The 23,778-nt window shown below is 70.4% G+C and carries 23 protein-coding genes and 1 pseudogene; 12 read left to right on the forward strand and 12 right to left on the reverse strand.

All coding sequences use genetic code 11. From position 1 onward, the window contains the following. The first annotated feature begins 7 nt into the window (after nucleotides 1-7). On the forward strand, nucleotides 8-2,479 hold the full coding sequence (locus FXF51_RS11005; protein WP_148434204.1) for an ATP-binding protein: 2,472 nt from the start codon (nucleotides 8-10) through the stop codon (nucleotides 2,477-2,479). Nucleotides 2,480-2,485: 6 nt separating this feature from the next. Here FXF51_RS11005 and FXF51_RS11010 read toward each other — a convergent pair whose 3' ends face one another. Beyond that, a complete protein-coding gene (locus FXF51_RS11010) occupies nucleotides 2,486-3,358 on the reverse strand; it encodes a hypothetical protein (RefSeq protein ID WP_148434205.1) in 873 nt (290 codons plus the stop codon). A 64-nt stretch (nucleotides 3,359-3,422) separates the two neighbouring features. On the opposite strand from FXF51_RS11010, the gene FXF51_RS11015 reads away from it, so the two are divergent. After that, nucleotides 3,423-4,214 (forward strand): tyrosine-protein phosphatase, encoded by a 792-nt coding sequence (locus FXF51_RS11015; RefSeq protein ID WP_148434206.1) that lies wholly within the window; start codon nucleotides 3,423-3,425, stop codon nucleotides 4,212-4,214. A 28-nt stretch (nucleotides 4,215-4,242) separates the two neighbouring features. Here the strand turns inward: FXF51_RS11015 and FXF51_RS11020 are convergent, their stop codons facing one another. Further along, nucleotides 4,243-5,286: a Gfo/Idh/MocA family oxidoreductase gene (locus FXF51_RS11020; RefSeq protein ID WP_148434207.1), complete on the reverse strand. Its 1,044-nt coding sequence runs from the start codon at nucleotides 5,284-5,286 to the stop codon at nucleotides 4,243-4,245. A gap of 26 nt (nucleotides 5,287-5,312) precedes the next feature. Then, nucleotides 5,313-6,212: a proteasome assembly chaperone family protein gene (locus FXF51_RS11025; RefSeq protein WP_148434208.1), complete on the reverse strand. Its 900-nt coding sequence runs from the start codon at nucleotides 6,210-6,212 to the stop codon at nucleotides 5,313-5,315. An 86-nt stretch (nucleotides 6,213-6,298) separates the two neighbouring features. Here FXF51_RS11025 and FXF51_RS11030 point away from each other — a divergent pair, with 86 nt between their 5' ends. After that, complete coding sequence (locus FXF51_RS11030) at nucleotides 6,299-6,697, forward strand: ankyrin repeat domain-containing protein (RefSeq protein ID WP_316247616.1); 399 nt, start codon at nucleotides 6,299-6,301, stop codon at nucleotides 6,695-6,697. Nucleotides 6,698-6,905: 208 nt separating this feature from the next. Further along, nucleotides 6,906-7,772, forward strand: coding sequence for a terpene synthase family protein (locus tag FXF51_RS11035; RefSeq protein WP_148434209.1), 867 nt, complete (start codon nucleotides 6,906-6,908; stop codon nucleotides 7,770-7,772). A 68-nt stretch (nucleotides 7,773-7,840) separates the two neighbouring features. Here the strand turns inward: FXF51_RS11035 and FXF51_RS11040 are convergent, their stop codons facing one another. Next, entirely contained in the window at nucleotides 7,841-9,961 is a 2,121-nt protein-coding gene (locus FXF51_RS11040; RefSeq protein ID WP_262379422.1) for an ATP-binding protein, read from the reverse strand. A 109-nt stretch (nucleotides 9,962-10,070) separates the two neighbouring features. On the opposite strand from FXF51_RS11040, the gene FXF51_RS62510 reads away from it, so the two are divergent. Beyond that, complete coding sequence (locus FXF51_RS62510) at nucleotides 10,071-10,202, forward strand: hypothetical protein (protein ID WP_262379474.1); 132 nt, start codon at nucleotides 10,071-10,073, stop codon at nucleotides 10,200-10,202. Between the two features lie 155 nt (nucleotides 10,203-10,357). Continuing rightward, nucleotides 10,358-10,804, forward strand: coding sequence for a GNAT family N-acetyltransferase (locus tag FXF51_RS11045; RefSeq protein ID WP_148434210.1), 447 nt, complete (start codon nucleotides 10,358-10,360; stop codon nucleotides 10,802-10,804). Nucleotides 10,805-11,079: 275 nt separating this feature from the next. Here the strand turns inward: FXF51_RS11045 and FXF51_RS60710 are convergent, their stop codons facing one another. Then, nucleotides 11,080-11,307: a hypothetical protein gene (locus FXF51_RS60710; protein ID WP_187414313.1), complete on the reverse strand. Its 228-nt coding sequence runs from the start codon at nucleotides 11,305-11,307 to the stop codon at nucleotides 11,080-11,082. An 80-nt stretch (nucleotides 11,308-11,387) separates the two neighbouring features. Next, the gene (locus FXF51_RS62515) at nucleotides 11,388-11,510 is read right to left on the reverse strand and encodes a hypothetical protein (protein ID WP_262379423.1); all 123 of its coding nucleotides are present in this window, start codon (nucleotides 11,508-11,510) and stop codon (nucleotides 11,388-11,390) included. A gap of 96 nt (nucleotides 11,511-11,606) precedes the next feature. On the opposite strand from FXF51_RS62515, the gene FXF51_RS11055 reads away from it, so the two are divergent. Next, entirely contained in the window at nucleotides 11,607-12,413 is an 807-nt protein-coding gene (locus FXF51_RS11055) for an MIP/aquaporin family protein (protein WP_262379424.1), read from the forward strand. Between the two features lie 19 nt (nucleotides 12,414-12,432). After that, entirely contained in the window at nucleotides 12,433-13,947 is a 1,515-nt protein-coding gene (gene glpK / locus FXF51_RS11060) for a glycerol kinase GlpK (RefSeq protein ID WP_148434212.1), read from the forward strand. 20 nt (nucleotides 13,948-13,967) lie between these two features. Here the strand turns inward: glpK and FXF51_RS11065 are convergent, their stop codons facing one another. The 4 genes from FXF51_RS11065 to FXF51_RS11085 form a co-directional block, all read right to left on the reverse strand. Further along, entirely contained in the window at nucleotides 13,968-14,816 is an 849-nt protein-coding gene (locus FXF51_RS11065) for an ABC transporter permease (RefSeq protein WP_148434213.1), read from the reverse strand. Further along, nucleotides 14,813-17,782 carry an alpha/beta fold hydrolase gene (locus tag FXF51_RS62520; protein ID WP_262379425.1) on the reverse strand — a complete coding sequence of 990 codons (2,970 nt, stop codon included), beginning with the start codon at nucleotides 17,780-17,782 and terminating at the stop codon, nucleotides 14,813-14,815. The genes FXF51_RS11065 and FXF51_RS62520 overlap by 4 nt, the downstream gene beginning before the upstream one ends. 125 nt (nucleotides 17,783-17,907) lie before the next feature. Continuing rightward, the gene (locus FXF51_RS11080; RefSeq protein ID WP_148434214.1) at nucleotides 17,908-18,345 is read right to left on the reverse strand and encodes a nuclear transport factor 2 family protein; all 438 of its coding nucleotides are present in this window, start codon (nucleotides 18,343-18,345) and stop codon (nucleotides 17,908-17,910) included. A 96-nt stretch (nucleotides 18,346-18,441) separates the two neighbouring features. Next, on the reverse strand, nucleotides 18,442-18,849 hold the full coding sequence (locus tag FXF51_RS11085; RefSeq protein WP_148434215.1) for a PaaI family thioesterase: 408 nt from the start codon (nucleotides 18,847-18,849) through the stop codon (nucleotides 18,442-18,444). Between the two features lie 131 nt (nucleotides 18,850-18,980). On the opposite strand from FXF51_RS11085, the gene FXF51_RS11090 reads away from it, so the two are divergent. The 3 genes from FXF51_RS11090 to FXF51_RS11100 are packed head-to-tail and all read left to right on the forward strand — an operon-like array spanning nucleotide 18,981 to nucleotide 22,326. Further along, a complete protein-coding gene (locus FXF51_RS11090) occupies nucleotides 18,981-20,270 on the forward strand; it encodes a cytochrome P450 (RefSeq protein ID WP_148434216.1) in 1,290 nt (429 codons plus the stop codon). Nucleotides 20,271-20,288: 18 nt separating this feature from the next. Further along, the gene (locus FXF51_RS11095; protein ID WP_148434217.1) at nucleotides 20,289-21,080 is read left to right on the forward strand and encodes a class I SAM-dependent methyltransferase; all 792 of its coding nucleotides are present in this window, start codon (nucleotides 20,289-20,291) and stop codon (nucleotides 21,078-21,080) included. 49 nt (nucleotides 21,081-21,129) lie between these two features. Beyond that, nucleotides 21,130-22,326 carry a hypothetical protein gene (locus FXF51_RS11100; RefSeq protein ID WP_262379427.1) on the forward strand — a complete coding sequence of 399 codons (1,197 nt, stop codon included), beginning with the start codon at nucleotides 21,130-21,132 and terminating at the stop codon, nucleotides 22,324-22,326. A 296-nt stretch (nucleotides 22,327-22,622) separates the two neighbouring features. Here the strand turns inward: FXF51_RS11100 and FXF51_RS11105 are convergent, their stop codons facing one another. Beyond that, on the reverse strand, nucleotides 22,623-22,949 hold the full coding sequence (locus FXF51_RS11105) for a putative quinol monooxygenase (protein WP_148434218.1): 327 nt from the start codon (nucleotides 22,947-22,949) through the stop codon (nucleotides 22,623-22,625). 58 nt (nucleotides 22,950-23,007) lie between these two features. Between FXF51_RS11105 and FXF51_RS11110 the strand changes: the two genes are divergently transcribed. Further along, nucleotides 23,008-23,325, forward strand: a complete 318-nt coding sequence (locus FXF51_RS11110; RefSeq protein ID WP_148434219.1) for an ArsR/SmtB family transcription factor — start codon at nucleotides 23,008-23,010, stop codon at nucleotides 23,323-23,325. Nucleotides 23,326-23,444: 119 nt separating this feature from the next. On the opposite strand, the pseudogene FXF51_RS62525 reads toward FXF51_RS11110, so the two are convergent. Then, nucleotides 23,445-23,766: pseudogene (locus FXF51_RS62525) on the reverse strand (IS30 family transposase); the annotation flags it as partial. Nucleotides 23,767-23,778: the final 12 nt, after the last annotated feature.

The following is a 23,778-nucleotide window of genomic DNA, read 5'->3' on the forward strand; positions in this document are numbered from 1 at the left end:
GGCTCCGGTGTCCGCCGGACTGGCGGCCGCCGCCGCGAGTGTGCTGGCCGCGTCCGTGGAGTGGGAGATCCCGCCCGCCGCCAAGGTCGGCGTGACCGCCGCCGCGGCCCTGCTCGTCGGCCTGACCACCTGGGCCACCACCGAGTCGCGCGCCGCCGCCAAGAGCCGGCCCCGATCAGAGCCCGGCCCGCTGGCGCCCGACCAGTGGCCGCCCGTGCCCGAGCACTTCACCGGCCGCGCCGAGGCGCTGTCCGAGCTGCGCGGGGTGTTCGCCGCCCGGCGCAAGGCCTCCGACCTCGCGCCGCCGCTGGTCGTCTCCGTCTACGGGCGGGGCGGCGTCGGCAAGTCGGCGCTGATGACCAGGTTCGGCCAGGAGGTGGCCGGCTGGTTCCCCGATGGCCGGCTCTACGCCGACCTGCGCGGCGGCGTGGACGCGCCGGTGCGGCCCGACGAGGTGCTGATCGGCTTCCTGCGGGCCCTGGACGTGCGCCTGACCACCGACCCCGGCGGCCTGGAGGAGCTGCGCAAGCTCTGGCTGACCTGGACCAAGGGCCGCAGGATCCTCATCGGCCTGGACAACGCGCACGACGCCGAGCAGGTCAAGCCGCTCATCCCCGCCGAGCCGGGCTGCGCGGTGCTGGTCACCTCGCGCGCCCCGCTGTTCCTGAACGGCACGCACGACACGCGGCTCGGCGAGTTCAGCGAGGCGCACGGGGTGGAGCTGCTGGCCAGGCTGGCCGGCGGGGCCAGGGTCGTGGACGACCTGGAGGCCGCCAAGGAGGTCGTGCGGCTGTGCGACTACCTGCCGCTGGCGATCAACATCTGCGGCGGCCGGCTGGCCACCCGCGAGCAGTGGACGATGCGCGAGATGGCGGGCCGGCTGGCCGACACGCGGCGCATCCTCGACATGCTGGAAGTCGCGCCCACGGTGGACAAGAGCGTGCGCGCCTCCGTGCAGCTCAGCTACGACGACTGCACCGGCATGCAGCGCCGCCTGCTGCGCCTGCTCAGCGCGCTGACCTCCCCGGACGTGCCCGGCTGGGTGGCCGGCGAGCTGCTCGACATCTCCGGCCTGGACGGCGCCGACCAGCTCGAAGCGCTCATGGACGCTCAGCTCGCCGAGTGCTCGGGCACCGACCAGACCGGCACCATGCGCTACCGCCTGCACGACCTGGTCCGGGTCTTCGCCGCCGAGCTGGCCGGCCACGACGAGGACGAGCGGCGCAGGGCCGCCATCGAGCGCGTGCTCTACGGCTACCGCCGCCGCGCCGAGACGGCGGCGCAGAACCGCTGGCCGCAGGACTGGAGCAGGGGCGGCCGGCGGGCCAGCGCCGACGGGCAGCTCGGGGCGGGCGACTGGCTCAACGCCGAACGGCTCTCCCTCATCGCCATGATCCACCTGGCCCACCAGCTCCGGCTCTGGGAGCTGACGTGGGGGCTGGCCAGGGCGTTCTGCTCGCTGTGCCACTCGCTGCGCGCGTACTGGGCCGACTGGGTGGCCGTGGCGGAGCTGGGCTGCGAGGCCGCGGAGAAGACCGGCGACCGCCGCTCGCTGGCCATCGCGCTGCTCGACGCCGCCGCCGTGCACGGCGGGCTGGGCCTGCGCGAGCGCGGGCTGGCGGAGTCGGAGCGGGCGCTGGCGCTCTTCACCGAGCTGGGCGAGACCTGGTGGGCGGCCAGGGCCATGCGCACGATCGGCATGACCCTGTTCAGCGACGGCCACCTGGACCGCGCGCAGGACTTCCTGATCGGAGCCATCACCGGGTTCAAGGGCGAGGACGACCTGTGGTGGATGGCCCGCACCCAGCGCAACCTGGCCGAGATGCGGATGGCGGAGCGGCGGCCCGAGGAGGCCAGGGAGCTGCTGGAGGACGCCCTGGAGATCTTCAAGCGGGAGGGCAACCGCTACTCCGAGGCCCAGACCCTGCGCGTCTACGGCGAGGTGCTGGCCGCCCAGGCGCGTGGCGAGCACCGCGACGGCGACCACCGGCTGGCCGCCAACCTGTTCACCAGGGCGGGCTTCAGCCTCGACCGGGCCGGCGAGATGTTCAAGCAGCGCGGGGAGCTGTGGGAGGAGGCGCGCTGCCTGCGGGCCGCCGGCGAGGTGGGCGATCCGGACAACGGGCTGCGCGAGCTCGACTACGTCCGGCGGGCCGAGGAGATCCTGGTCGCGCTGGGCGACTCGTGGGGGGTGGCCAGGAACGCGGTGTCGGCCGGGCGGGCGCTGGCCAGGCTCGGGCGGATCGAGGAATCCGAGCAGGAGCTGCGCCGGGCGGTGCGGGAGTTCGCGGAGCTGGAGGACCGGTGGTGGATGGCCAGGAGCCTGCGCTACCTCGGCGAGGCGCACCTGGACGCGGGCGGGCGCGGGGCCGCGGTGCAGCCGCTGGAGCAGGCCAGGGAGATCTACCGCAGCCTCGGGAACGAGGCCGGCATGCGCAGGACGCTGGAGCTCCTGCGGCGCGCCGCCCCGTCTGCCTGAGCAGTTTCATGTGAGGGGTGAGCGCAACAGCTCCCCGGCCGCCTGCCTGGCCTGGAGGATGCTCTCCTCGAACAGCTTGCGTACGTGAGCCGCCTGGTCCGACAACTCCCTGATCCGCTCGTGCGCCAGCTCGTCCCGTACGGTCTCGGCGAGGAGCTGCTGGTACTCCGGGGTCTTGGCGGCCAGCTTCTCCAGCCGGGTGTGCGCGTGGTACACCTTGTCCGCCTTGAGCACCTGTTTGGCGTACTTCTCCAGGTGGCGCACCCGCTGGGAGAGCGACGTCCAGGCGGCGTCCAGCGCGCTGGTGTACGGCTTGAACGCGTCCTCCATGCCCGGCGGCAGCTCGCGTGGGATGATCTTGCCGTGCTCGGCGTGCATCGACGACAGCTTCCGCAGCCTGGTGGCGATCTGCCAGATCTCCTCCGGCAGCGACACCTGGTTGTCGATGCTGTCGATCAGCCCCGCCTTGTGCACCGCCGAGGCCATGATCGCCTCGACCGCGTTCTGCGCGCGGCGCAGGAGCTGCTGGCAGGGATAGTCGAGGTCCTCCGGCAGGATGTACTGGTTGGCGTGCTCCCTGGCGAGGCGGAGTCTTCGCTTGGTCGATCTGTAGGTGCTGTCCATCGCCATCCACCGGATGAGGACGATGAGGCCGACTCCCATGCTCGCGATGAAGAAGTATTCCGGGCCGGCCACGAACATGAGGAACATCAGGAAGGCCGGCAGGACGAAGAGCAGGGCGGGGTTGCGGGTCGTGTCCATTCGCGCGCCCGATCGAGCCATGCGGAGAATGTGCGGACTCGACCGCAGCTCGACCGAGATCTCCGGGTGCAGCGATGGATCGATCACCAGCCGTGGAGGCAGAGCACGTGGATCCATACGTTCATGCTGCGTTATGAACCGCGAATCCGCTCATAGTTGAGGGACATATAGGGTCGTAATAATGAGTGAGACGACGAGGTGGATCGATCTGGAAGGCGCGGTCAACGCGCGTGACCTGGGCGGATTGCCGACGAGCGACGGTGGCCTCACCCGTCGCGGGCAGATCTTCCGCGCCGACAACCTGCAAGGGCTGACAGCCGCGGACGTGGCGCTGCTGGTGGGCGAGCTGAAGCTGCGGCATGTGGTGGACCTGCGCTCGAACGCCGAGGTGTCGCTGGAGGGGCCGGGGCCGCTGACCCGGGTGCCCGAGGTGCGCCACCACCATCTGACGCTGTTCGCGGAGGGCGGCCGGCACACCGACGTGGAGGCCGACACCATCGACGGCGACCGGGTGCTGCCCTGGGCGGAGCGGGTGGTGGACGAGGAGCTCCGGGTGACCGGCTTCTACTTCGGCTACCTGCGCGACCGGCCGGACGCCGTGGTGGCGGCCCTGCGGGCGATGGCGCTGAGCGACGGCGCGTCCCTGGTGCACTGCGCGGCCGGCAAGGACCGCACCGGGGTGCTGTCGGCGCTGGCGCTGGAGCTGGCCGGGGCGACCAGGGAGGCGATCGTCGAGGACTACGTGGTCACGGGCGAGCGGCTGGAGCTGATACTCAAGCGGCTGCGGGGCAGCGACACCTACCGCGACGACCTCGACTCCCGCCCGGCCGACGACCACATGCCCAGGGCGCGGTACATCGAGCAGTTCCTCGGCGTGCTCGACGACCGCTTCGGCGGGCCGCTGGGCTGGCTGTCACGCAACGGCTGGACGGACGAGGACACCGCCGCGATGCGCGCCCGCCTGCGCGGCTGACCCCCCATGAGTCGAGCTGTGAATCGAGCTAGGAATCGAGGTGGACGACGATCCGCTCGGTCGCGGACAGGCGCGCCGCCTCGATGACCGCCAGCACGTCCACCGCGCTCTCCGGATCGACGGGCGGCGCCGCGCCCTCGCGCAGCGCCGCCGCCACGCCCCGGTAGAAGTCGAGGTACGCCCCCGGCTCCGTGCGCACGATCTCGCGGTCGTCCTCCGTGCCCAGCACGCCCCAGCGGTCCTCCACGTCGTCGCCGAACCCCGGCGAATCGGGCGTCATCCCCGCCCTGAGCCGCTCCTCCTGCACGTCCATCCCGTACTTGACGAAGCCGGCGGCCGAGCCCAGCACCCGGAAGCGCGGCCCGAGCCGGGCGGCCATCGAGCTGGCCCACAGGTGCGAGCGGGCGCCGCTCGCGTGGGTGAGCGCGATGAACGTGTCGTCGTCGGCCGAGACCTGCGCACGGCGGACGTCGCTCTCGCAGTAGACCTCGCGTACCGGCCCGAGGAGCTGCACGGCCTGGTCGACGAGGTGGCTGCCCAGGTCGTACAGCAGGCCGCCGACCTCCTCGGGGCCGCCGGACTCCCGCCAGCCGCCCTTCGGCGCCGGCCGCCAGCGCTCGAACCTCGACTCGAACCGCAGCACGTCGCCCAGCCGGCCCTCGCCGGCCAGCCTGCGCACGGTGCGGAAGTCGCCGTCCCAGCGCCGGTTGTGGAACACGGTGAGCAGGACGTCGCGCTCCTTGGCCAGCCGCACCAGCTCGCGGCCCTCCTCGGCGGTCCTGGCCAGCGGCTTGTCCACGACGACGGGCAGGCCCGCGTCGAGGGCGGCGGCCGCGGTGGCCACGTGCGTCCTGTTGGGCGAGGCGACCACGACCAGGTCGCACCGCTCCCACAGGTCACGCACGTCGGCCACCCCGGCCGCGCCGTACCGGCCGGCCACCTCGGCCTGGCGATCGGGATTCCTGGTGACCACGGCCACCAGGGACAGGCCGGGAGTGGCGGCGATCAGCGGGGCGTGGAAGTACGCCCCAGCGGTGCCGTAGCCGACGAGGCCGACGCGAATCTCACTCATCGACCCAGCGTATCGAGGGGTGGCCGCTATTCGTCGTCGCGCTCGGCCAGGAAGCGCTCGAACTGGGCGGCCAGCTCGTCGCCCGTGGGCATGGGGGTGGTCTCGGCCATCAGGTTCTCGCGCTCGGCGCCCGCGGCGAACGCGTCGTACTGTTGCTCCAGCCCGCTGATGGCGGTGGACAGCTCGCTGGATGCCCGGATCTGCTCCTCGATCTCCGTCGTCGTACGGCGGGCCGCGTCGCGCAGCGCGTCCATCGGGAACACCAGCCCCGTCCCCCGCGTCACGGCCTCCAGCCCGCTCACCGCGGCGGTCGGGTACTCCGCCTGCGACAGGTAGTGCGGCACGTGCACCGCGTAGCCCAGCGCGTCGTGGCCCTGCGCCCCGAGCCGCAGCTCCAGCAGCGCGGCGACGCTGCCTGGCACCTGGACCCGCCCGAACGCGCTGGTCTGCGCGTTGATCAGCTCCGGCCTGCTGGCGTGCATCGTGATGCCGAGCGGGCGGGTGTGCGGCACGGCCATCGGGATGCCGTGCAACGTCACCAGCTTGCTCACCTTGAGCTGCGCCACCAGCGCCCCGACGGCCTTGGTGAACAGCTCCCACTCACGGTCGGGCTCGGGCCCGCTCATCACCAGGAACTGCGTCCCCGTCGAGTCCTTGGCGACATGAACGGCCAGCTCGGGGCTCTCGCACTCCATCCACCGGTCGGTGTCGAACGTCATGATGGGTCGCCGCGACCGGTAGTCGAGCAGCCGGTCCACGTCGAACGTCGCCACGACCCGGTGCTCCAGCTCGGCCAGCAGGTGGCCCACTGCCAGCCGTCCGGCCGAGCCCGCGTCGACGAAGCCGTCGAAGTGGTACAGCAACACCGGATCGGCAAGCTCGGGCGCGTCGGCTGCGAGCTCGTAGAGATCCTTCGGGTCGAACACGGTTAAACAGCCTTTCCCTAGGTACTCTTCTCCAGAACCTACGGCGGGTCGTATCGATTCCGCGCACGGCACCCTATCGAGGGACAATGAACCCATGGACGGGGATCCAGGGCTGGATGAGTTCGCCACCGAGCTGTTCGACCTGGCCAGGGCCGGGGGCCGAGACGATGCGCGCCTGCGTCGCCGCCGGGGCGCCGGTCGATCTGACCGACGGCAAAGGTGACACTTTGCTGATGCCGGCGGCTTATTACGGTCACGCCGAGACCGCACGCATGCTTGTAACAAGCGGCGCCGATCCGAATCGTGCCAACGACCGTGGGCAGACGCCGCTCGCGGGCGCGGTTGTCAAGAAGAAGTCTGCCGTGGTCAGAGCCCTGCTGGACGCGGGGGCCGATCCGGAGGCCGGGCAGCCGTCCGCGCTGGAGACCGCGCGAATGTTCGCAAATGACCAGTTTATCCAATGGTTCGCGCAAAGAGATTCATAGTATGAAATAAGCATTAAAGGGCTCGAAGTTGCCGAGTGTGGCCTTTCGAACACTCGATAGTCATGCTGGGGGCGTGGCTACTTCTGCGCACTCCTTCAGTAGGCGACCGCTCCACATCCCTCCGTTGCCATGTCCGTTCCCGAGTGAGATCAACGCACATGCCTCGGAGGTCGACGCGGAGAGCCACGCATGGCTGGCCGCCTCACACATGCTCAACGGCGCCGACACCATCGAGCACTTCCGGCGCTCAAAGATCGGCCTGCTCGCGGCACGGACCAACCCCACCATGCCGCGGGACAGCCTCCGGTTGATCAACGACTGGTACAACTGGCTCTTCGCCTTCGACGACGCGTTCTGCGAAGGCGAGCTCATGGGGCACCGGGCCTCGGCACTGGCCCGCGCACTGCCGCCGCTCCTGGAGATCCTCGACGGACGCCGGGAACCCGACGCCGGCGACCCGTTCGGTCTCGCACTCAACGAGCTGCTGCGCCGCATCTCCGCGTACGCCACCCCCGCCCAGGTGGACCGGTGGCGCATCACGGTGAAGGAATACCTGTTCGCCCAGATCTGGGAGGCCGCCAATCGCGAGGTGGACCTCATCCCCACCCCCGAGGACTACGTCCTCATGCGCCGCATCACCGGAGCGACCTACACCTGCTTCGCCCTCATCGACGCGGGCGGCGGCTACCGGCTGGAGGCGGAGGAGTGGCACCACCCCGACGTCCGCACCCTGTCCGACCTGGCCTGCGACCTCATCGGCTGGGACAACGACCTCCTGTCGTACGCCAAGGAGCGCGGCAACGACAAGGCCCGGCACAACCTCGTCACGGTGCTGGCCACGCACAAGGCCCTGTCACTGCAGGACGCGCTGCACGAGGTCGCGCAGATGCACAACGACGCCATCGCCGCGTTCCTCGACCGGCGGGCGGCACTCGAACAGTGGGCCCCGCTCCCGGTCCGCAAGTACGTACGAGGCCTCGAGCACTGGGTGCGGGGCCACATCGCGTTCTCCCTCGGCAGTGCGCGTTACGTGCACGCCTGGCCTGACGGCACCCAGTGGCCGCAAGCCGTCTGACGGTCCCCCAGGCCTGACGGCACCCCGCCGCAGGCCATCGCAGAATTCCTGAAAACGGTCCCGCAACCTCAGCTCTCGTCGGGGGCGTCCGGGTCGTCCAGCGCGAGCGCGGACGCCTCATCGAGATCCAGCCGGGCGCCCTCCTCGAAGGCGTCCTTGTAGGCCAGCTCGCCCATCCGCCGCCGGCAGTCACGCATGCACGCGTTGTGCTCCTCGGTCATCCACGGCGCGCCGAGCTGCGGCAGCCCGGCCGTCTTCCAGTTCTGCTGCAGCGCCCCGAGCAACTGGGCGGCCAGCGCGAGCCTGTCGGACAGGACGAAGATCCGTGCCGCCGTTTCCAGCGCCATCAGCGTGCCGAGCGTGTCGTGGAAGTGCCGCTTGATCCGCAGCGCCTCCCTGGCGTTCTGCAGCGCGTCCGAGATCCTGCCGGTCGCGATGCGGGTGCCGGCCAGCGCCCACTGCGCGTACGAGCTGACCCACAGCTCGCCCCGCTCCTTGCACACCTGGAGGCAGTCCTGCAGCAGCGACTCGGCCTCGTACAGCTCGCCCTGCGTGGTCAGCACGATCGACAGCTCGACGATGGCGGGCAGCAGGCCGGGGTTGAGCTCCCTGTTCTCGGTGTTGAACTCGATCGCCACGCCGAGCAGCGCGCTGGCCTTCTGCAGGTCGCCCTGCAGCAGCGCCGCCGTGCCTTGCATCTTCGAGGCCAGGATCACGGCCCGCGAGTCGCCCACCCGGACCGCCTCGGTGCTGCACGTCTCGGCCGCCGCCAGCGCTCCCGCGCTGTCGCCCTGCGCGCTCTTGACGTAGGACAGCACCCACAGCGCCTTGCAGCGCTCCTTGCTCACCGTGGGGTTGGCCTCCAGCGCCCGCTCCAGGTACAGACGCCCCTCGCGGGCGAAGCCGCAGCACACCCACATGAACCACAACGACGACAGTAACGTCAGCGCGAGCGCCGACTTGCCCGGCGATCTGAGCGCGTGCTCCAGCGCGACGCGGACGTTGTCGTGCTCCTGCCGCATGCGGACGAACCAGTAGATCTGCCGCGGGCCCGACCAGGCGTCCTCGCTGCGCTGGGCCAGGCTCAGGTAGTACTCCAGGTGCCGCTGGGCCATCTGCTCCTTCTGGCCGAGCTTGTCGAGCCACTCCTCGCCGTACTCGGCCAGGGTGTCGATCAGCTTGTACCGTACGCCCGCGTGGTTGCTCCTGATCAGCAGGATCGACTTCTCCACCAGCCCGGTGACCAGGTCGGTGATGTCCTCGGACGGCAGCCGGCCGTCGGAGCAGACGAACCGGGCCGCGTCCAGCTCGAAGTCGCCCGCGAAGACCGACAGCCGCGCCCACAGCAGCCGCTCGGCGGGCTCGCACAGCTCGTGGCTCCAGCCGATCGCGGCGCGCAGCGTCTGGTGGCGGGGCAGCGCCGTCCGGCTGGCGCCGGCCAGCAGGCTGAACCGGTCGGCCAGCAGGCCGAGGATCTGCTCCACCGACAGCGCCCGCAGCCGCACCGCGGCCAGCTCGATGGCGAGAGGGATGCCGTCAAGCCTGCGGCACAGCTCCGCCACCGGGGCGATGTTGTCCTCGTCCAGCACGAAGTCGGGCACGCTGCCGCCGGCTCTGGCCGCGAAGAGCTGCACCGACTCGTTGGTGAACAGGCTCTCGGCCGGATCGTCGCCCGGCACCTGCAGCGGCGGCACCGGCACCACGTGCTCGTAGGGCAGGTGCAGCGACTGGCGGCTGGTGGCCAGCACCTTCAGGTTGGGCGCCGCCTCCAGCAGCTCGTGCACCAGCTCGGCGCAGCCCTGCACCAGATGCTCGCAGGTGTCGATGATGAGCAGCATGTCGCGCTCGCCCACCCACTCCGACAGCGACTCCGACTCCGCCCGCGACGACTGGTCGGCGATGCCGAGCGCGGAGGCGATGGTGTGCTTGACCATGCCCGCGTCCTGCAGCCGCGCGAGATCGGCGAACCAGACGCCGTCGGGGTAGTGGGAACGCACCTGGTGCGCCAGCCGCAGCACGGTTCGGGACTTGCCCACTCCTCCGATGCCGGTGACGGTCACCAGGCGCGACTCGCTGAGGTGCCGTTTCAGGTTGGCGAGAAGGCGAGTCCGGCCGATGAAGCTGGTGAGCTCCGCCGGCAGATTGCCTTCACGCCGCCAGCCGGTCGGGGTGGCCATGGGCAGCCTCACGGGGGGTAGGCGACACCTGCCTTCGCATCGTACCGCCGTGGTCGCAGCCTGTCCTTGGACCGGCGGACACGCTCGGTGCCGGTTTGTACGCCTGGGTAGCATGTCCGTCGTGGAGGATTTTCTACCTGAGCAGTTGCTGCCCGAGCAGAGCGCCGACGACACCGATCTCGGCTGGGGCGACTGGCGCGAGCCCGACACCGACGCCTTCTACCTGGACAACCGGCCGCCGCACTGGGACTAGCAGCCCTCGCATGCACGTACTGGGACTGGCTTCCCTCGCATGTACGTACTGGGACTGGCTTCCCTCGCATGTACGTACTGGGACTGGCTTCCCTCGCATGTACGTACTGGGACTGGCATCCCTCGCATGCACGCACCGGGACTAGCATCCCTCGCATGTACGCACTGCGCCCCGCCACCCCCGCCGACTACGACGCCATCGCCGCCGTGCTCGACGACTGGTGGGGCCGCCCGATCCAGGGCGCCCTGCCTCGGCTCTTCCTCGATCACTTCCACCGCACCAGCCTGGTGGCCGAGGGGCCGTCCGGCGAGCCGGCGGGCTTCCTGATCGGCCTGCTGTCGCCGTCGCTGCCCGACGAGGCGTACATCCACTTCGTCGGCGTCTCGCCCGGCGCGCGGCAGAGCGGGCTGGCCCGCACCATGTACGAGCGCTTCTTCGAGCTGGCCCGCGCCGACGGCCGGCGCGTCGTCAAGGCCATCACCGCGCCGGTCAACGGCGCCTCCATCGCCTTCCACCGCCGCATGGGGTTCGAAGTGAGCGAGCCGACACCCGGCTACAACGGCCCGGGCACGAGCCTGGTCACCTTCAGCCGCCCGCTGTAGCGGCCCTCCACTCGTTCGCTGGAATGGACCTTCAGGCGTCCGCTGCGGAGGTTCTGGTTTGGGCCGGGGCGGTGCGTTCCGCTCCCACCAGGCTTCGGCAGCGCGCCACCTCCTGCTCCACCCGCGCCTGATCCCACCCCAGAACCCCGGCGATCAGCCCCGCGATCAGCCGGCGATCAGCCCGGCGATCAGCCCGGCCATTAGCCCGGCCATTAGCCCGGCGATCACCGGCGCCGCCCGGTCGGCCGGCTCGTTCGACTCGATGAGCATTTGCGTCATGCGGGCCACGATGTCCTCGGCGTGCAGCGCGTCATGCGGGCCACGATGTCCTCGGCGTGGTCGGCGGCGACGTCCACCTCGCGGCCCGTCTCCTCCTCGCGGTCCGTCTCCTCCTCGCGGTCCGTCTCCTCCTCGCGGCCCGTCTGCTCGTCGCGGACCCGCGCGCCCACCTCGCGCTCGCCGCGCCCACCTCGCGCCCACCTCGCGCTTGCCGCGCTCGTCACGCAGCATCGCCACCGCCGCGGCCCTGGTCGCGATCACGGCGCGCCGTGCGCGGCGGCGTCCAGCGCGGCGCCCGCCCCCGTCACGCCCCCGCCGACTTGATGCGGCGTTGTGCGCCATCGACCAGCACGTCGAACGTCTGCCCGCCGAGCCGGTCGATCGTCTCCTGGCGGTTCCTGGCATCGAGCGCGCCGGCCAGCCCCATACCGCGCCAGTCACGTTCCGCAACTCATAAGACACATAGCGTGTTCGCTCCTTGGATCGGGGAATGGCACATAACGCCGCATCAAGGAGGTGACCGGTGGCCGGACGTCCCACCCGCAGAGAGCTGACGGGAGAGCTCGCCGCCGAGTTCGCGGGGACCATGGTGCTCATCCTGTTCGGCGCCGGAGTCGTCGCCCAGGTCGTGGCCGCCCAGCTCGGCGACCACGACAGCATCGCCTGGGCCTGGGGCATCGGCGTGATGCTCGGCGTCTACGTCGCCGGGCGCACCACGGGCGCACACCTCAACCCCGCCGTCACGCTCGGATTCGCCCTCTGCAGGGGCTTCCCCTGGCCCAAGGTCATCCCGTACGCCGTCGCGCAGACCGCCGGAGCCTTCGTCGCCGCCCTCATCGTGCGCTGGAACTACTCCGAGGTGCTGGCCATGTTCGACCCGGGCCACACCCTCAAGTCGCAGATCGTCTTCTCCACCCTGCCCGGCAACGGCACCCTGCCCGTCGACATGTGGGGCGGCCTGCGCGACCAGATCATCGGCACCGCCATCCTCCTCTTCGTCGTCTTCGCCCTGTCCGACACGGCCAACATGGCGCCGAGCGCCAACCTGGGGCCGTTCGTCATCGGCCTGCTCGTCGTCGGCATCGGCATGTCCTTCGGCACCGACGCCGGCTACGCCATCAACCCGGCCCGCGATTTCGGGCCCCGCCTGGCCAGCTTCCTCACCGGCTACGGCGGCGCGTGGCGCGACCAGTACGGCGACCTGTACTGGTGGGTCCCGATCGTCGGCCCGCTGATCGGCGGCGCCCTCGGAGCCTTCCTCTACCAGGCGTGCATCGCCCGCTTCCTCCCCCAGGGCGAGGACCGCGACACCGTGAAGCCGTCCGACTGAACCAGGGGAGCAGAGCACCATGCCGGACTTCGTCGGCGCCGTCGACCAGGGCACCACCAGCACCCGCTTCATGATCTTCGACCATGACGGCGCCGAGGTCGCCAAGTTCCAGCTCGAACACGAACAGATCCTGCCCAGGGCCGGCTGGGTCGAGCACAACCCGATCGAGATCTGGACCAGGACCGCCGCCGTCATCCAGACCACCCTGCAACGTACCGGCCTGCACGACACCGACCTGGCCGCCCTCGGCGTCACCAACCAGCGCGAGACCACCGTCGTGTGGAACCCGCGCACCGGGCGCCCGTACTACAACGCCATCGTCTGGCAGGACACCCGCACCGACCGCATCGCCGCCGCGCTCGAACAGGACGAACGCGGCCAGGTCATCCGCGACAGGACCGGCCTGCGGCCCGACGCCTACTTCTCCGGCGGCAAGATCCAGTGGATCCTCGAGAACGTGCCCGGCGTCCGCGAAGCCGTGGACCGCGGCGAGGCCGTCTTCGGCAACACCGACACCTGGACCCTGTGGAACCTCACCGGCGGCGTCAACGGCGGCGTGCACATCACCGACGTCACCAATGCCAGCCGCACCATGCTGATGAACCTCGACACGCTCGACTGGGACGACGAACTGCTGTCGTACTTCGGCATCCCCCGCGCCATGCTCCCCGAGATCCGCCCCTCCGCCGACCCCTCCGGCTACGGCGCCACCGCCCGCTACGGGCCGTTCGGCGGCGAAGTGCCGATCACCGCCATCCTGGGCGACCAGCAGGCCGCCACCGTCGGCCAGGTCTGCTTCTCACCCGGCGAGGCCAAGAACACCTACGGCACCGGCAACTTCCTGCTGCTCAACACCGGCACCGACCGCGTACGCTCCCAGTCCGGGCTGCTCACCACCGTGGCCTACAAGTTCGGCGACCAGCCCGCCGTCTTCGCCCTCGAAGGCTCCATCGCCGTCACCGGCTCCGCCGTCCAATGGCTGCGCGACCAGCTCCACGTCATCACCTCCGCCGGCCAGAGCGAGACACTGGCCCGGCAGGTCGCCGACTCCGGCGGCATGTACTTCGTGCCTGCCTTCTCCGGCCTGTTCGCCCCCTACTGGCGCGCCGACGCCCGCGGCGCCATCGTCGGCCTGTCCCGCTACAACAACGACGCCCACCTCGCCCGCGCCACCCTCGAATCCATCTGCTTCCAGAGCCGCGACGTGGTCGAAGCCATGCAGCGCGACTCCGGGGTCGTGCTGGACGTGCTCAAGGTCGACGGCGGCGTCACCGCCAACGACCTGTGCATGCAGCTCCAGTCCGACATCCTCGGCGTCCCGGTCAGCCGCCCCGTCGTCGCCGAGACCACCGCCCTCGGCGCCGCCTACGCCGCCGGGCTGGCCGTCGGTTACTGGAAGGACACGGGTGAGCTGCGGGCGCACTGGGCGGAGTCGCGGCGGTGGAACCCCAGCTGGGACGAGGAGCGGCGGGAGAAGGCTTACGCGGGGTGGAAGAAGGCCGTCACCAAGGCCTTCGACTGGACCAACGACTGACACCCCGCGTCCTCGCAGCCCTAACTCACCACGTCCTTGCGCCGGAACCGCCGGAACGCCACCGCGATCAGGATCACCGCATACGTGATCGACACGGACGCCCCCTTCACCATCCCGCTCCAGTCCAGCTCAGGCACCAGAGCATCGGTCCAGGCCGTGTTCCAGAACGTCGGCAGGAACTCCCGCAGCACCCCCAGCGCCTCGACCGCCTGCAGAATCGTGGAGACGATCCACAACCCGACCGCCCCGCCCACGGCGCCGAGCGGGGAGTCGGTCATGGTGGAGATGAGGAACGCCAGGGCGGCCACCACCAGCTGGCTGACCAGCGCGTACCCGATCACGATCCCGAAGCGCGGCAGCACGTCCAGCGCCGGGATGGTCTCTCCCGTGCCGGGCACCGTGATGTCGTCCCAGCCGAACGCCAGCGTTCCCGCGAGCAACCCCATCAGCGGCAGGCAGATCACCGCCGCCGCCGAGTAACCGAGCGCCACGATCAGCTTCTGCCGCAGTAGCCGGTCGCGCGGGATCGGCGCCGCCAGCAGGTACCGCAGCGACGACCAGTTGGCCTCGCTGGCCACCGTGTCGCCGCAGAACAGCGCCACCGCCACCACGAGCAGGAAACTGGCCGAGACCGACAGCACGAACGCGGCGAAGTTGAGCCCGCTTTGCGTCGCCAGATCCGACATCCGCAGCGCCGACTGCCCCTGCGAGCTCGACTGCGGCCCGATCTGGAACGCGATCACCAGCACCCACGGCAGAGCCAGCAGCAGCGCGAACATGCCGAGCGTGCGCCGCCGCTTGAACTGCCTGACGATCTCCACCCGCAACGGCAGCGTGCGGTTCGGCGCGTAGCCGGTCGCGGCGGTCATTGCTTGTCTCCGATGAGGTCGAGGAACACGTCTTCCAGTCGCGGCCCGTGCCCGTTGGCGACGGTGACGGCCGAGCCGAGCAGCCGCGACACGGGACCGGCCGACACCAGCCGGCCGCGCTGCATCACCACCACATGGCTGCAGGTCTGCTCCACCTCGGCCAGCATGTGGCTGGACACGATCACGGTACGGCCGTCGCGCGCGTACCGCTTGAGCACCTCCCGCATCTCCCGGATCTGGGGCGGGTCGAGCCCGTTCGTGGGCTCGTCCAGCACGAGCAGATCCGGCAGCCCGAGCATCGCCTGCGCGATGGCCAGCCGCTGGCGCATGCCCTGCGAGTACGTACGCACGGCGCGTTCGAGCGCCTTGCCCAAGTTCGCGATCTCCAGCGCCTCGTCGAAGTGCGCGTCGGCCGGGGGACGGCCGGTGGCGGCCCAGTACAGCTGGATGTTGTCGCGCCCTGACAGGTGCGGCAGGAAGCCCGGCCCCTCGACGAACGACCCGAGCCTGGACAGCACGGGCGCGCCCGGGGTCACCTGCTCGCCGAAGATGCGGATCTCGCCTGCGTCCGGCTGGATGAGGCCCATCATCATGCGCATCGTCGTCGTCTTGCCGGCGCCGTTCGGGCCGAGCAGGCCCAGGACCTGGCCGCGCTCCACCCGGAACGACAGGTTGTTGACGGCCAGCTCGCCGTTTCGGTACGCCTTCGTCAGGCCACTGATCTCCAGCGGCACCTCGGCCCCGGTGCTTGGCGGTGACGCGCCGTCGCCGTTGTGCGCGGACACGCTGTTCTCACGGCCGCCCGCAGCCACCCGACCGGCGTCCCCATCACGCCCGCCGTCACCATCACGCCCGCCGTCACCATCACGCCCGCCGTCCCCATCACGCCCGCCGTCATGGCCGCCGCCGTCAGCGGTGCCACCATCAGCGGCTCCACCACCAGAGGCTCCACCATCAGCGGTGCCACCGTCGGCGCCGCTTCCGGCGGCGGCAGTGACGAGAACCGCATCGTCCTGCGCCGACCCGCCACCCGTCACCCCAGCAACCCGAACCCGGGACCGCGTCGTGGTACGCCCCGTAGCCAGCACAATCCCCGCGATCACCACAGCGGCCAACGGCATCGCCCACACCCACCACGCCACCCCGGTAGGAGCGGCGGCCAAGGTGCCGACGGTGGGAACGCTGACGGCGGGTGAGGCCAGTGCCACCCGGTAAGCGGCAGGCTGCGCAGGAGTGGCGAAGCCCATGTCGGTCGTCGTCACGACCAGCCGCAGCCGATGCCCCACGGCGAAGCGATGATCCACCGCAGGCAGGCTGACCGTGGCCTCCGCGCTACCTGCCCCCTGCGGAATCGTCACCCGGATCGGCGCCACCAGCCCGGCGGGCAAGGTGGGGAGCTGGGTGTCGTCCGCCACGTCGTACAGCTTCGCGAAGAGCGTCGCCTCGCCCGCACCCGTCACCCTGATCTTGACGCTGGGGCTTCCGGTGAGCTGGAGCGGGGCGGTGAGTGGCCCGGACTCGAACGTGGCGCTCTGTCCCGGCATGTCGATCGAGACTCCGCCGCCGGTGTTCTGGCCGCCCAGCAGCCCGCCGATGCCTGGCACGGTCGAGATCGAGGCGGGGGCGCCGCCGGGCGGGTTGACGATGTTCTGCTCGGGGCCTTCGAGGGCGACGGTGGTGGTGCCGGTGCCGGCGAGGCCCGGGTAGGAGGCGGCCTCCGGGTGGAGGCGGATGCGCTGGCGGGTGCCGGGGTCGCGCCCGCCGTCACGCGTCACCGTGAACGCGCTCACCGGCGGCGCGGCCTGCCCGGCGCCCTCGCCCTTGAGGTAGTGGGCGAACCAGGCGGCCGACTGGTCGAAGAGCCAGTCGGCCTCGCCGTTGCCGCCGTCGTGGCCGCCGTCGAACCAGGCCAGGCTCACCGGGGTGCCCGCCGCGGCGATGGCCCTGGCGTTGGCGTCGGCGTGGCCGAGGGGGAACAGCGAGTCGCGCTGGCCCTGAATGAGCAGGGTGGGAGCCTTGATCTGCCCGGCCACGGTGATGGGGCTGGACTCGCGCAGCAGCTCGACCGCTTCCGGGGTGGCCCGGCCGTCCTTGGCGACCTGCTGGTAGATGGCGCAGACCTCGGGCAGGAATCTGCCGCAACGCGCCTGCTCCTCCGTCAGCGGGCCGGCCGCCGCCTCCCTGCGTCCTAGCAGCGACGTGGCGTCGAGCGAGACGCCCTGGCCGAAGAAGATGCCGGCCCACATGCGCTTGAAGACCCCGCTCGTGGCGGCACTCCCGGCGCCCTGAGCACCCGCCTGCGTGGCCGCGCCCCCAGTGCCGGTGCCGGTGCCGCCAGGCTGTGCGGCAGTCGCCCCGGTGCCGGTTGGCTGCGCGGTGCCGGTTGGCTGCGCGGTGCCGGTTGGCTGCGCGGCGGCGTTGGGGAAGAGCGCGTCCGCCAGGTCCGACCAGGTGATCTGCGGGACGATCGCGTCCACCCGGTGATCAAAGGCCGCCGTCATCAGCGCGATGGCCCCGCCGTACGACCCGCCCGCGATCCCGACACGTGGGTCACCGGCGGCGTCGAGCTGGACCTCGGGCCGCTTGGCCAGCCAGTCGATGAGCTGCTTGACGTCCTTGACCTCGTAGTCGGGCGAGTTGAGCGCGATCTGCCCGGTCGAGCGGCCGAAGCCGCGAGCCGACCAGGTCATCACGGCGTAGCCCTGCTGGGCGAGGCGGACCGCCTGGTCGCGCATGCTCTGCTTGCTGCCGCCGAACCCGTGGGCGAGCAGCACGGCGGGCGCCTTCCCGCCGTCGGGAGGTGCGAAGAACGTCGTATCGAGCTCGACCCGTTGGTCGTCGGCTGGTCCGTCGACGACGGTTATCTGCTGGTCCTGGCCCCGCACCTCGGGATCCGACGGCCACACGAGCCAGGTCGTCACCCCGATGAGGGCGAGTGCCGCGACCAGGGCGGCCACACGCTTCATGCGGTGAGCCTACTTTCCACACCTGAGAGATCCCTGAGACGGAGTGGCGCCGGGACCTGCTGAAAGGTGCTAAGAGAGGTGGGCAGGGGGATCGTGGACTCGCCGCAGGGGGACGTGGGCGCCGGTCATGACGCCTGCCGGCTCTCGGTGGCGTCGGCGGAGAGCGCCCGGGCCACGGTGAGGCTGTCCTCGTAGATGTGGTATCGGGTGATCAGGCCGTCGGTGACCGTGAGGTGCAGGGCGAAGGGGGAGGTGTAGGAGCGGCCGGTGGCCGCGACGGTCTGCGCGATGTCGCCGAGCACGACGGCGTCGTCGCCGTCGACCAGGATCCGTGCGACGGAGGTGCCGTTGAGCTCGGGCACGTGGTGAGCCCCCAGCATGCGGAAGTGCTCGGCCACGTCGGCCCGGCTCGAACGGGGACGGATCCACGGCACCGCAGGATGCCCCTCGGCGGGCCAGTTGAAGCGCCACTCGCTCTCCTCGGCGAACAACTCGGCGACCCGCTCGGTGTCACCCTCACCGATCCGGCGCAACAGCTCCTGCACAGTGTCGTAAGTAGTCATGATTCATCCCCCAAGTCCGATTCAGTGGTCGATGCATGTGTCAGTCTCCTCGAATCGGTGCGGCGTGGCGATTACCTGAGAGGTAAGGCGGCAGCGTCAGCCCATGATCGCGTAGACCGTGGTGGCGTGGGCGACCGTCTCCGTGCCGCCCTCGGCCGTGAGCGTGATCTCGGTGAACGCCAGCGTGCGCCCCAGCTTCGTGATGCGCACGTCGAGCAGCACGTCCTTGCCCACCACCGGCCGCTGGAACGTCGTGGACTGCTGCACCGTGGTCATCGGCACGAACCCGCCGCGCGCCGACGAGACGGCCAGCACCGTGGCGGTGTCGGCCGCCGCCATCATGGCCTGCCCGCACAGCCCGCCCCCCTCTCTGGCCAGGTCGTCGGACCAGGGGAGCCGGACGAGGGCATGTCGCTCGCCTACCTCCTCCACCCGCAGGCCGAGCTGCTTGATCCAGGGGGCGAAGTATTCCTGGAGAATCGCCTCTGCGTCTTCTGGAGTCACGCGCTCATCATGCACGCTGGACGGGGTGCTTGAGAGGCCCTGCGAAGAGCCTGTGGACAAGGAGCCGCGGCCCCGGATGCGGCTGTGGAAAACCAGTCCGGAAGACGGGAAACGGGAGACGGGAGGACGGCATGCCGAACGGTGGTCACCGCCGTGTGGAAGGTGACGCGGTCGAGATCTTCACCCCGTCCACCTACGACACGGCCGTCCCGTACGAGCTGTTCGCCCGCCTCAGAAAGGATTCGCCCGTCCGCTGGATCCCGGAGCCGCCCATCGGCCCCTGGCGCGAGGGCCCCGGCTTCTGGGCGGTGTTCAGGCACGCCGACGTCAAGCACGTACTGCGTACCAGCGAGGACTTCTCCTCGCACCTCGGCGCCACCCAGATCCGCGACCCCGACACCCCCGCCGACCTGCGCTTCGTCCAGTCGCAGATGCTGAACATGGACCCGCCCGCCCATTCCAGGCTGCGCAGGATCGTGGCGGCGGCGTTCACGCCGCGCGCCGTGCGGGCGCTGGAGCGCACGATCGCGGAGCGGGCGGCGGCGCTGTTCGAGGCGGGCGAGTGCGACTTCGTCGAGGTGGTCGCCGACCTGCCCGTGTGGACGCTCGCGCACGTCATGGGCGTCCCCGCGCAGGACAAGCGGCTGCTGTACGACTGGGCGTCACGCGTGATCGGCTACCAGGACGACGACTACGCGCACCTGTCCACGGCGGACGTCGCCTCGCTCACCCCGATGGGCCGCCTGGCGCTCGCGGCCAGGCCCGAGCTGGGGCCGGGCGTCAACCCACGGTCGAGGGCCGCGCTGTCCGACATGTTCGCCTACGCCCACGCCCTGGCGGAGACGCCCATAAACGGCGAGTCCGTCATGGCGGCGATGCGCGAGGGCGGCCTCACCGAGGCGGAGTTCGAGAACATGTTCTTCCTGTTCGCCGTCGCCGGCAACGAGACCCTGCGCAACGGCATCCCCGGCGGCCTGCTCTCCCTCCTCCAGCACCCCGCCGAGCTGGCCCGCCTGCGCGCCGACCCGTCCCTGCTGGACTCCGCGATCGAGGAGATGCTGCGCTTCTGGCCGCCGGTCATGCACTTCAGGCGGACGGCGACCCGCGACCTCACCCTCGGCGACCAGCGCGTCAAGGCGGGCGACAAGGTCGTCGTCTACCACGCCGCCGCCAACCGCGACCCGTCCGTCTTTCCCGATCCCGACCGCTTCGACGTCGCCCGCACCCCGAACGACCACGTCAGCTTCGGCTTCGGCCCGCACTTCTGCCTCGGCGCCCACCTGGCCCGCGCCCAGTTCCGCTCCCTGTTCAGGGAGCTGCTGGCCTGGGACGTCGAGCTCGCCGGCAGCCCGCGCAGGCTCACCTCCAACTTCCAGAACGGGCTCAAACACCTCCCGGTACGCCTGCGCCGCCGGAACTAGCACCTTACGATCACCGGCATGGACGACTATGTGCGGATCAACCAGGACAACTGGAACGCCCGCGTCCCCATCCACCTCGCCAGCGACTTCTACGACGTGGCCGGCTTCAAGTCCGGCCGGAACCCGCTGCGGCCGTTCGAGCTGGCGGAGATCGGCGACGTGGCCGGACGCCGCCTGGCGCATCTGCAGTGCCACTTCGGCCTCGACACCCTCTCCTGGGCCAGGCTCGGCGCCGAGGTGACCGGCCTCGACTTCTCCGCCGCCGCGATCGAGCAGGCCAGAAGCATCGCCGCCGAGTGCGGCCTGCCGGCGAGGTTCGTGACGGCCGACGTCTACGACGCGGCCCAGGCGCTCGGCGAGACCTACGACATCGTCTACACGGGCCTCGGCGCCCTCGTGTGGCTGCCCGACCTCACCCGCTGGGCCGAGACGGTGGCCGCCCTGCTGAACCCCGGCGGCTTCCTCTACCTCGCGGAGTTCCACCCGTTCCAGAACATGCTGGACGACGACACCGGCACCCGCGTCGTCCGCGACTACTTCGACCGCGAGGCGCAGGTCTGGGAGTACCCGTACACCTACACCGGCGACGACGTCCTCGAACACCAGACCTCCGTGCAGTTCGACCACGGCATCGGCGACGTCGTCAGCGCGATCGCGGCGGCCGGCCTGCGCGTCGAGTTCCTGCACGAGCACGATCACACGCTGTTCCGCCGCTTCGCCGACCTGGTCGAATCCGGCGGCGTCTACCGGCGGCCCGCCGGCGCTCCCGGGATTCCGCTCATGTACTCCCTGCGCGCCTCGGCGAGATGAGGCCCCGCGATCGGACCGTACGGGGCAGATGACCGTAAGATTCTCTGCCGTGAAGTCTCCAGCATCGTTCAAGAGGGCCGCCGCCTGGGCCCTGCCCTACTGGACTCGCGGCGAGGCGGGCCGCGAAACCCCCCAAGACCTGTTCAGGGTGCTCTATTTCGGCTGGCTGGCGGCGTTCACGCTCAAGGTGCTCGGCTCGGCATGGGACGTCTCGTGGCACTTCAAGTGGCTGCGTGACGACCTCGCCCCGCCGCATCTGCTCAACTCCGCCGGCACGGCCATCGTCGTCGCCCTCACCGTCATCCACGGCTACACCGGCTACGGCGTCGACAAGATCGCGCTCCGGCTCATCCAGTGGGGCACCGGCACCTTCCTCGTCGCTGTGCCGCTCGACCTGATCAACCACCGCGTCAACGGGCTCGACATCACCTCGTGGAGCCCGTCGCACATCCTCCTCTACGTTGGAACGTTCTTCATGATCGCGGGCGTGATCCGCGGCTGGTACCTGGGTGCGCGGCAGGGGCGGGAACGGGTCGTCGTGCTCGGCGCGTTCTTCGCGTTCTTCCTGGAGAACATGCACTTCCCCGAGCAGCACCAGGAGTACGGCATCCTGTCGCTCGGCGCGTGGGACAACGGCGCGACCTACGCCGAGCCGATCCTGCTCGAGTTCGCGGCCGACCAGATGGGACGGCCCATCGATCGCACGATGATGGCCGGATTCACCCTGCCCGTGCCCGACTACCTGTACCCGGTGTACGCCGTGGTGGGCGTGCTGACGGTGCTGGTCGTGGCCAGGATGATGGTCGGCAGGTTCGGCGCGGCCACCCTCGTGGCGGGCAGCTACGTGCTGTTCAGGACGCTGATCTGGCCGCTGCTGACCTTCACCGGTTTCCCGCCGTCGGCGGTGCCGTTCTTCATGATCGTCGCCGGGCTGCTGGTGGACCTGGCGTTCCTGGTGCGCGTGCCGGTGGTGCGCGCGGTGCTGGGGGCGGCCGGGGTGACGGCGATCGCGTACGGCGCTCTGGTGGTGCAGAACGCCGTCATGGGGCCTGTGTACGGCGCGATCAAGGGGCAGGAGGGGCTGGCGGGGGCGCCTCCGCTGGCCACGCCGTCCGCTGTGTGGGCGGGGCTGGGGCTGCTCGTCGCGTGGCTGGCCATCGAGTGGATGGCGGGCAGGCGCAGGCAGCGGCCGGTCGAGGCGGCGCTGACGCGGCCGGTGATCGCACCAGCCGCGCCGCTGGCTTAGGAGATCGGACGCCGAACGGCCCCCTGTCTTGGCGGCGGATTCGAGGGGTCGTCGCAACACAATTGATCAATTGCTGTCAGCGGTCAGCACAGCCGCAAGAAAGTCCGCGCTGACCCCGAGCGTCGCGGCGATGGCCGCCCGCTCCCTCGATAGCGGGGAGTGGGCGGCCGTTCGTCTTGCCTGCTCATGCGATGCGGGCGACGGCGAGATTCTTCGGGAACCAACGCAGGTGATGGGTATCTGGCCAAGGTCGGTCACTCTGTTCAGCCTGTCGGCGTGGATACGCTGACAATGGGTCAGGGGGTCACGCTGAGGGGCGTGAGCCAGTGGATCTCCAGGTCCTCTCGTAGGTAGTCCATGCGGTGCTGCTGGAAGTGTGCGAGTTCGGGGCGCGCGAGATGCGCGCGCAGGTCGTCGGCCGACCGCCATAGTTCGTAGAACACGAACGTGCTGGGATCTGCCACGTCGCGGTGGACCTGGTACTGCATCGACCCAGGCTCGGCCCTGGTCGGCTCAACGAATGACAGCAGCAGCCGCTCCAGTTCATCGGCGCGCTCGGGCTTCGGCCGGGCGAAGCCGTAGATACCGACCGCCCCGTCTCCTTCAGGTACGACAATTTTCATACCTGCCAACGCTAGCCGTCCGCCCAGGTATGATGCAAATCGTACCTAGGAGTGAGTTATGGATCTGGGCAAGGTGTTCCGCGCGCTGGCCGACGACTCCCGCCGCCGGGTCGTGGCCGAACTCGCGGCCGATCCCGAAGACCGGGAGCGTGCCTGCGGCTCGTTCGACCTGCCGGTGAAGAAGGCCGCGCGCACGCATCACTTCCGGGTGCTGCGCGAGGCGGGGCTGATCATGCAGCGCGACCACGGCAACGGCAGCGCCGTCTCACTGCCCAGGCAGGACATCGAGCGTCATCTGCCCGGTCTGTTGCAGCTCCTGTCCGAGGAACTGGAGTCCGGCAACCCGACGGGCAGAATCGAGGAACACTGCGGCTGATCAGCCCACCAGGAGCCCTGGCCGTCCTGCTGCTCTTACTGGTCAGAGGCAGGCCGTCATGAGTTCGGTGAGAGGTTGTGCAGGAGTCTCCCAGTCGAGCGTCTTGCGAGGTCTGGAGTTCAGCTCGGCGGCGGCGGCGTCGAGCTGGTGGCGGGTGTGAATGCCCGGTGAGCGCCCATCTCGCTACCCTGATCCCAGGCCAGAGAGCGCTTGAGATGACCCGGCAGCGTGGCCATGGTCTCCACCAGAGCGTCGCGCATGCGCTCGGCGCTGCGGTCGATCGGCAGGTGGACGAGCATCACGTAGCGCGTGGTCCGCTCGACCAGGGTGCCGATCGCCGAGGTGCCGTTCTTGCCGATGATGCAGTCGCCTTCCCCGTGGCCGGGCACGGCACGGTCATCAGGCTCGGCGGGGTCGCTCGCTGATCATCACCATGGGTGTGCTGTAGCGAGG

Source organism: Nonomuraea sp. PA05 (assembly GCF_008086045.1).
In the GTDB taxonomy this organism is placed as follows: domain Bacteria; phylum Actinomycetota; class Actinomycetes; order Streptosporangiales; family Streptosporangiaceae; genus Nonomuraea; species Nonomuraea monospora.

What these genes read in the sequence shown, in the direction of transcription:
- FXF51_RS11010 (WP_148434205.1), bottom strand. Translation starts at nt 3,358, where the DNA reads ATGGATCCACGTGCTCTGCCTCCACGGCTGGTGATCGATCCATCGCTG.
- FXF51_RS11015 (WP_148434206.1), top strand. Translation starts at nt 3,423, where the DNA reads ATGAGTGAGACGACGAGGTGGATCGATCTGGAAGGCGCGGTCAACGCG.
- FXF51_RS11020 (WP_148434207.1), bottom strand. Translation starts at nt 5,286, where the DNA reads ATGAGTGAGATTCGCGTCGGCCTCGTCGGCTACGGCACCGCTGGGGCG.
- FXF51_RS11030 (WP_316247616.1), top strand. Translation starts at nt 6,299, where the DNA reads ATGAACCCATGGACGGGGATCCAGGGCTGGATGAGTTCGCCACCGAGC.
- FXF51_RS11035 (WP_148434209.1), top strand. Translation starts at nt 6,906, where the DNA reads ATGCTCAACGGCGCCGACACCATCGAGCACTTCCGGCGCTCAAAGATC.
- FXF51_RS11045 (WP_148434210.1), top strand. Translation starts at nt 10,358, where the DNA reads ATGTACGCACTGCGCCCCGCCACCCCCGCCGACTACGACGCCATCGCC.
- FXF51_RS62515 (WP_262379423.1), bottom strand. Translation starts at nt 11,510, where the DNA reads ATGGGGCTGGCCGGCGCGCTCGATGCCAGGAACCGCCAGGAGACGATC.
- glpK (WP_148434212.1), top strand. Translation starts at nt 12,433, where the DNA reads ATGCCGGACTTCGTCGGCGCCGTCGACCAGGGCACCACCAGCACCCGC.
- FXF51_RS11065 (WP_148434213.1), bottom strand. Translation starts at nt 14,816, where the DNA reads ATGACCGCCGCGACCGGCTACGCGCCGAACCGCACGCTGCCGTTGCGG.
- FXF51_RS62520 (WP_262379425.1), bottom strand. Translation starts at nt 17,782, where the DNA reads ATGAAGCGTGTGGCCGCCCTGGTCGCGGCACTCGCCCTCATCGGGGTG.
- FXF51_RS11080 (WP_148434214.1), bottom strand. Translation starts at nt 18,345, where the DNA reads ATGACTACTTACGACACTGTGCAGGAGCTGTTGCGCCGGATCGGTGAG.
- FXF51_RS11090 (WP_148434216.1), top strand. Translation starts at nt 18,981, where the DNA reads ATGCCGAACGGTGGTCACCGCCGTGTGGAAGGTGACGCGGTCGAGATC.
- FXF51_RS11095 (WP_148434217.1), top strand. Translation starts at nt 20,289, where the DNA reads ATGGACGACTATGTGCGGATCAACCAGGACAACTGGAACGCCCGCGTC.
- FXF51_RS11105 (WP_148434218.1), bottom strand. Translation starts at nt 22,949, where the DNA reads ATGAAAATTGTCGTACCTGAAGGAGACGGGGCGGTCGGTATCTACGGC.
- FXF51_RS11110 (WP_148434219.1), top strand. Translation starts at nt 23,008, where the DNA reads ATGGATCTGGGCAAGGTGTTCCGCGCGCTGGCCGACGACTCCCGCCGC.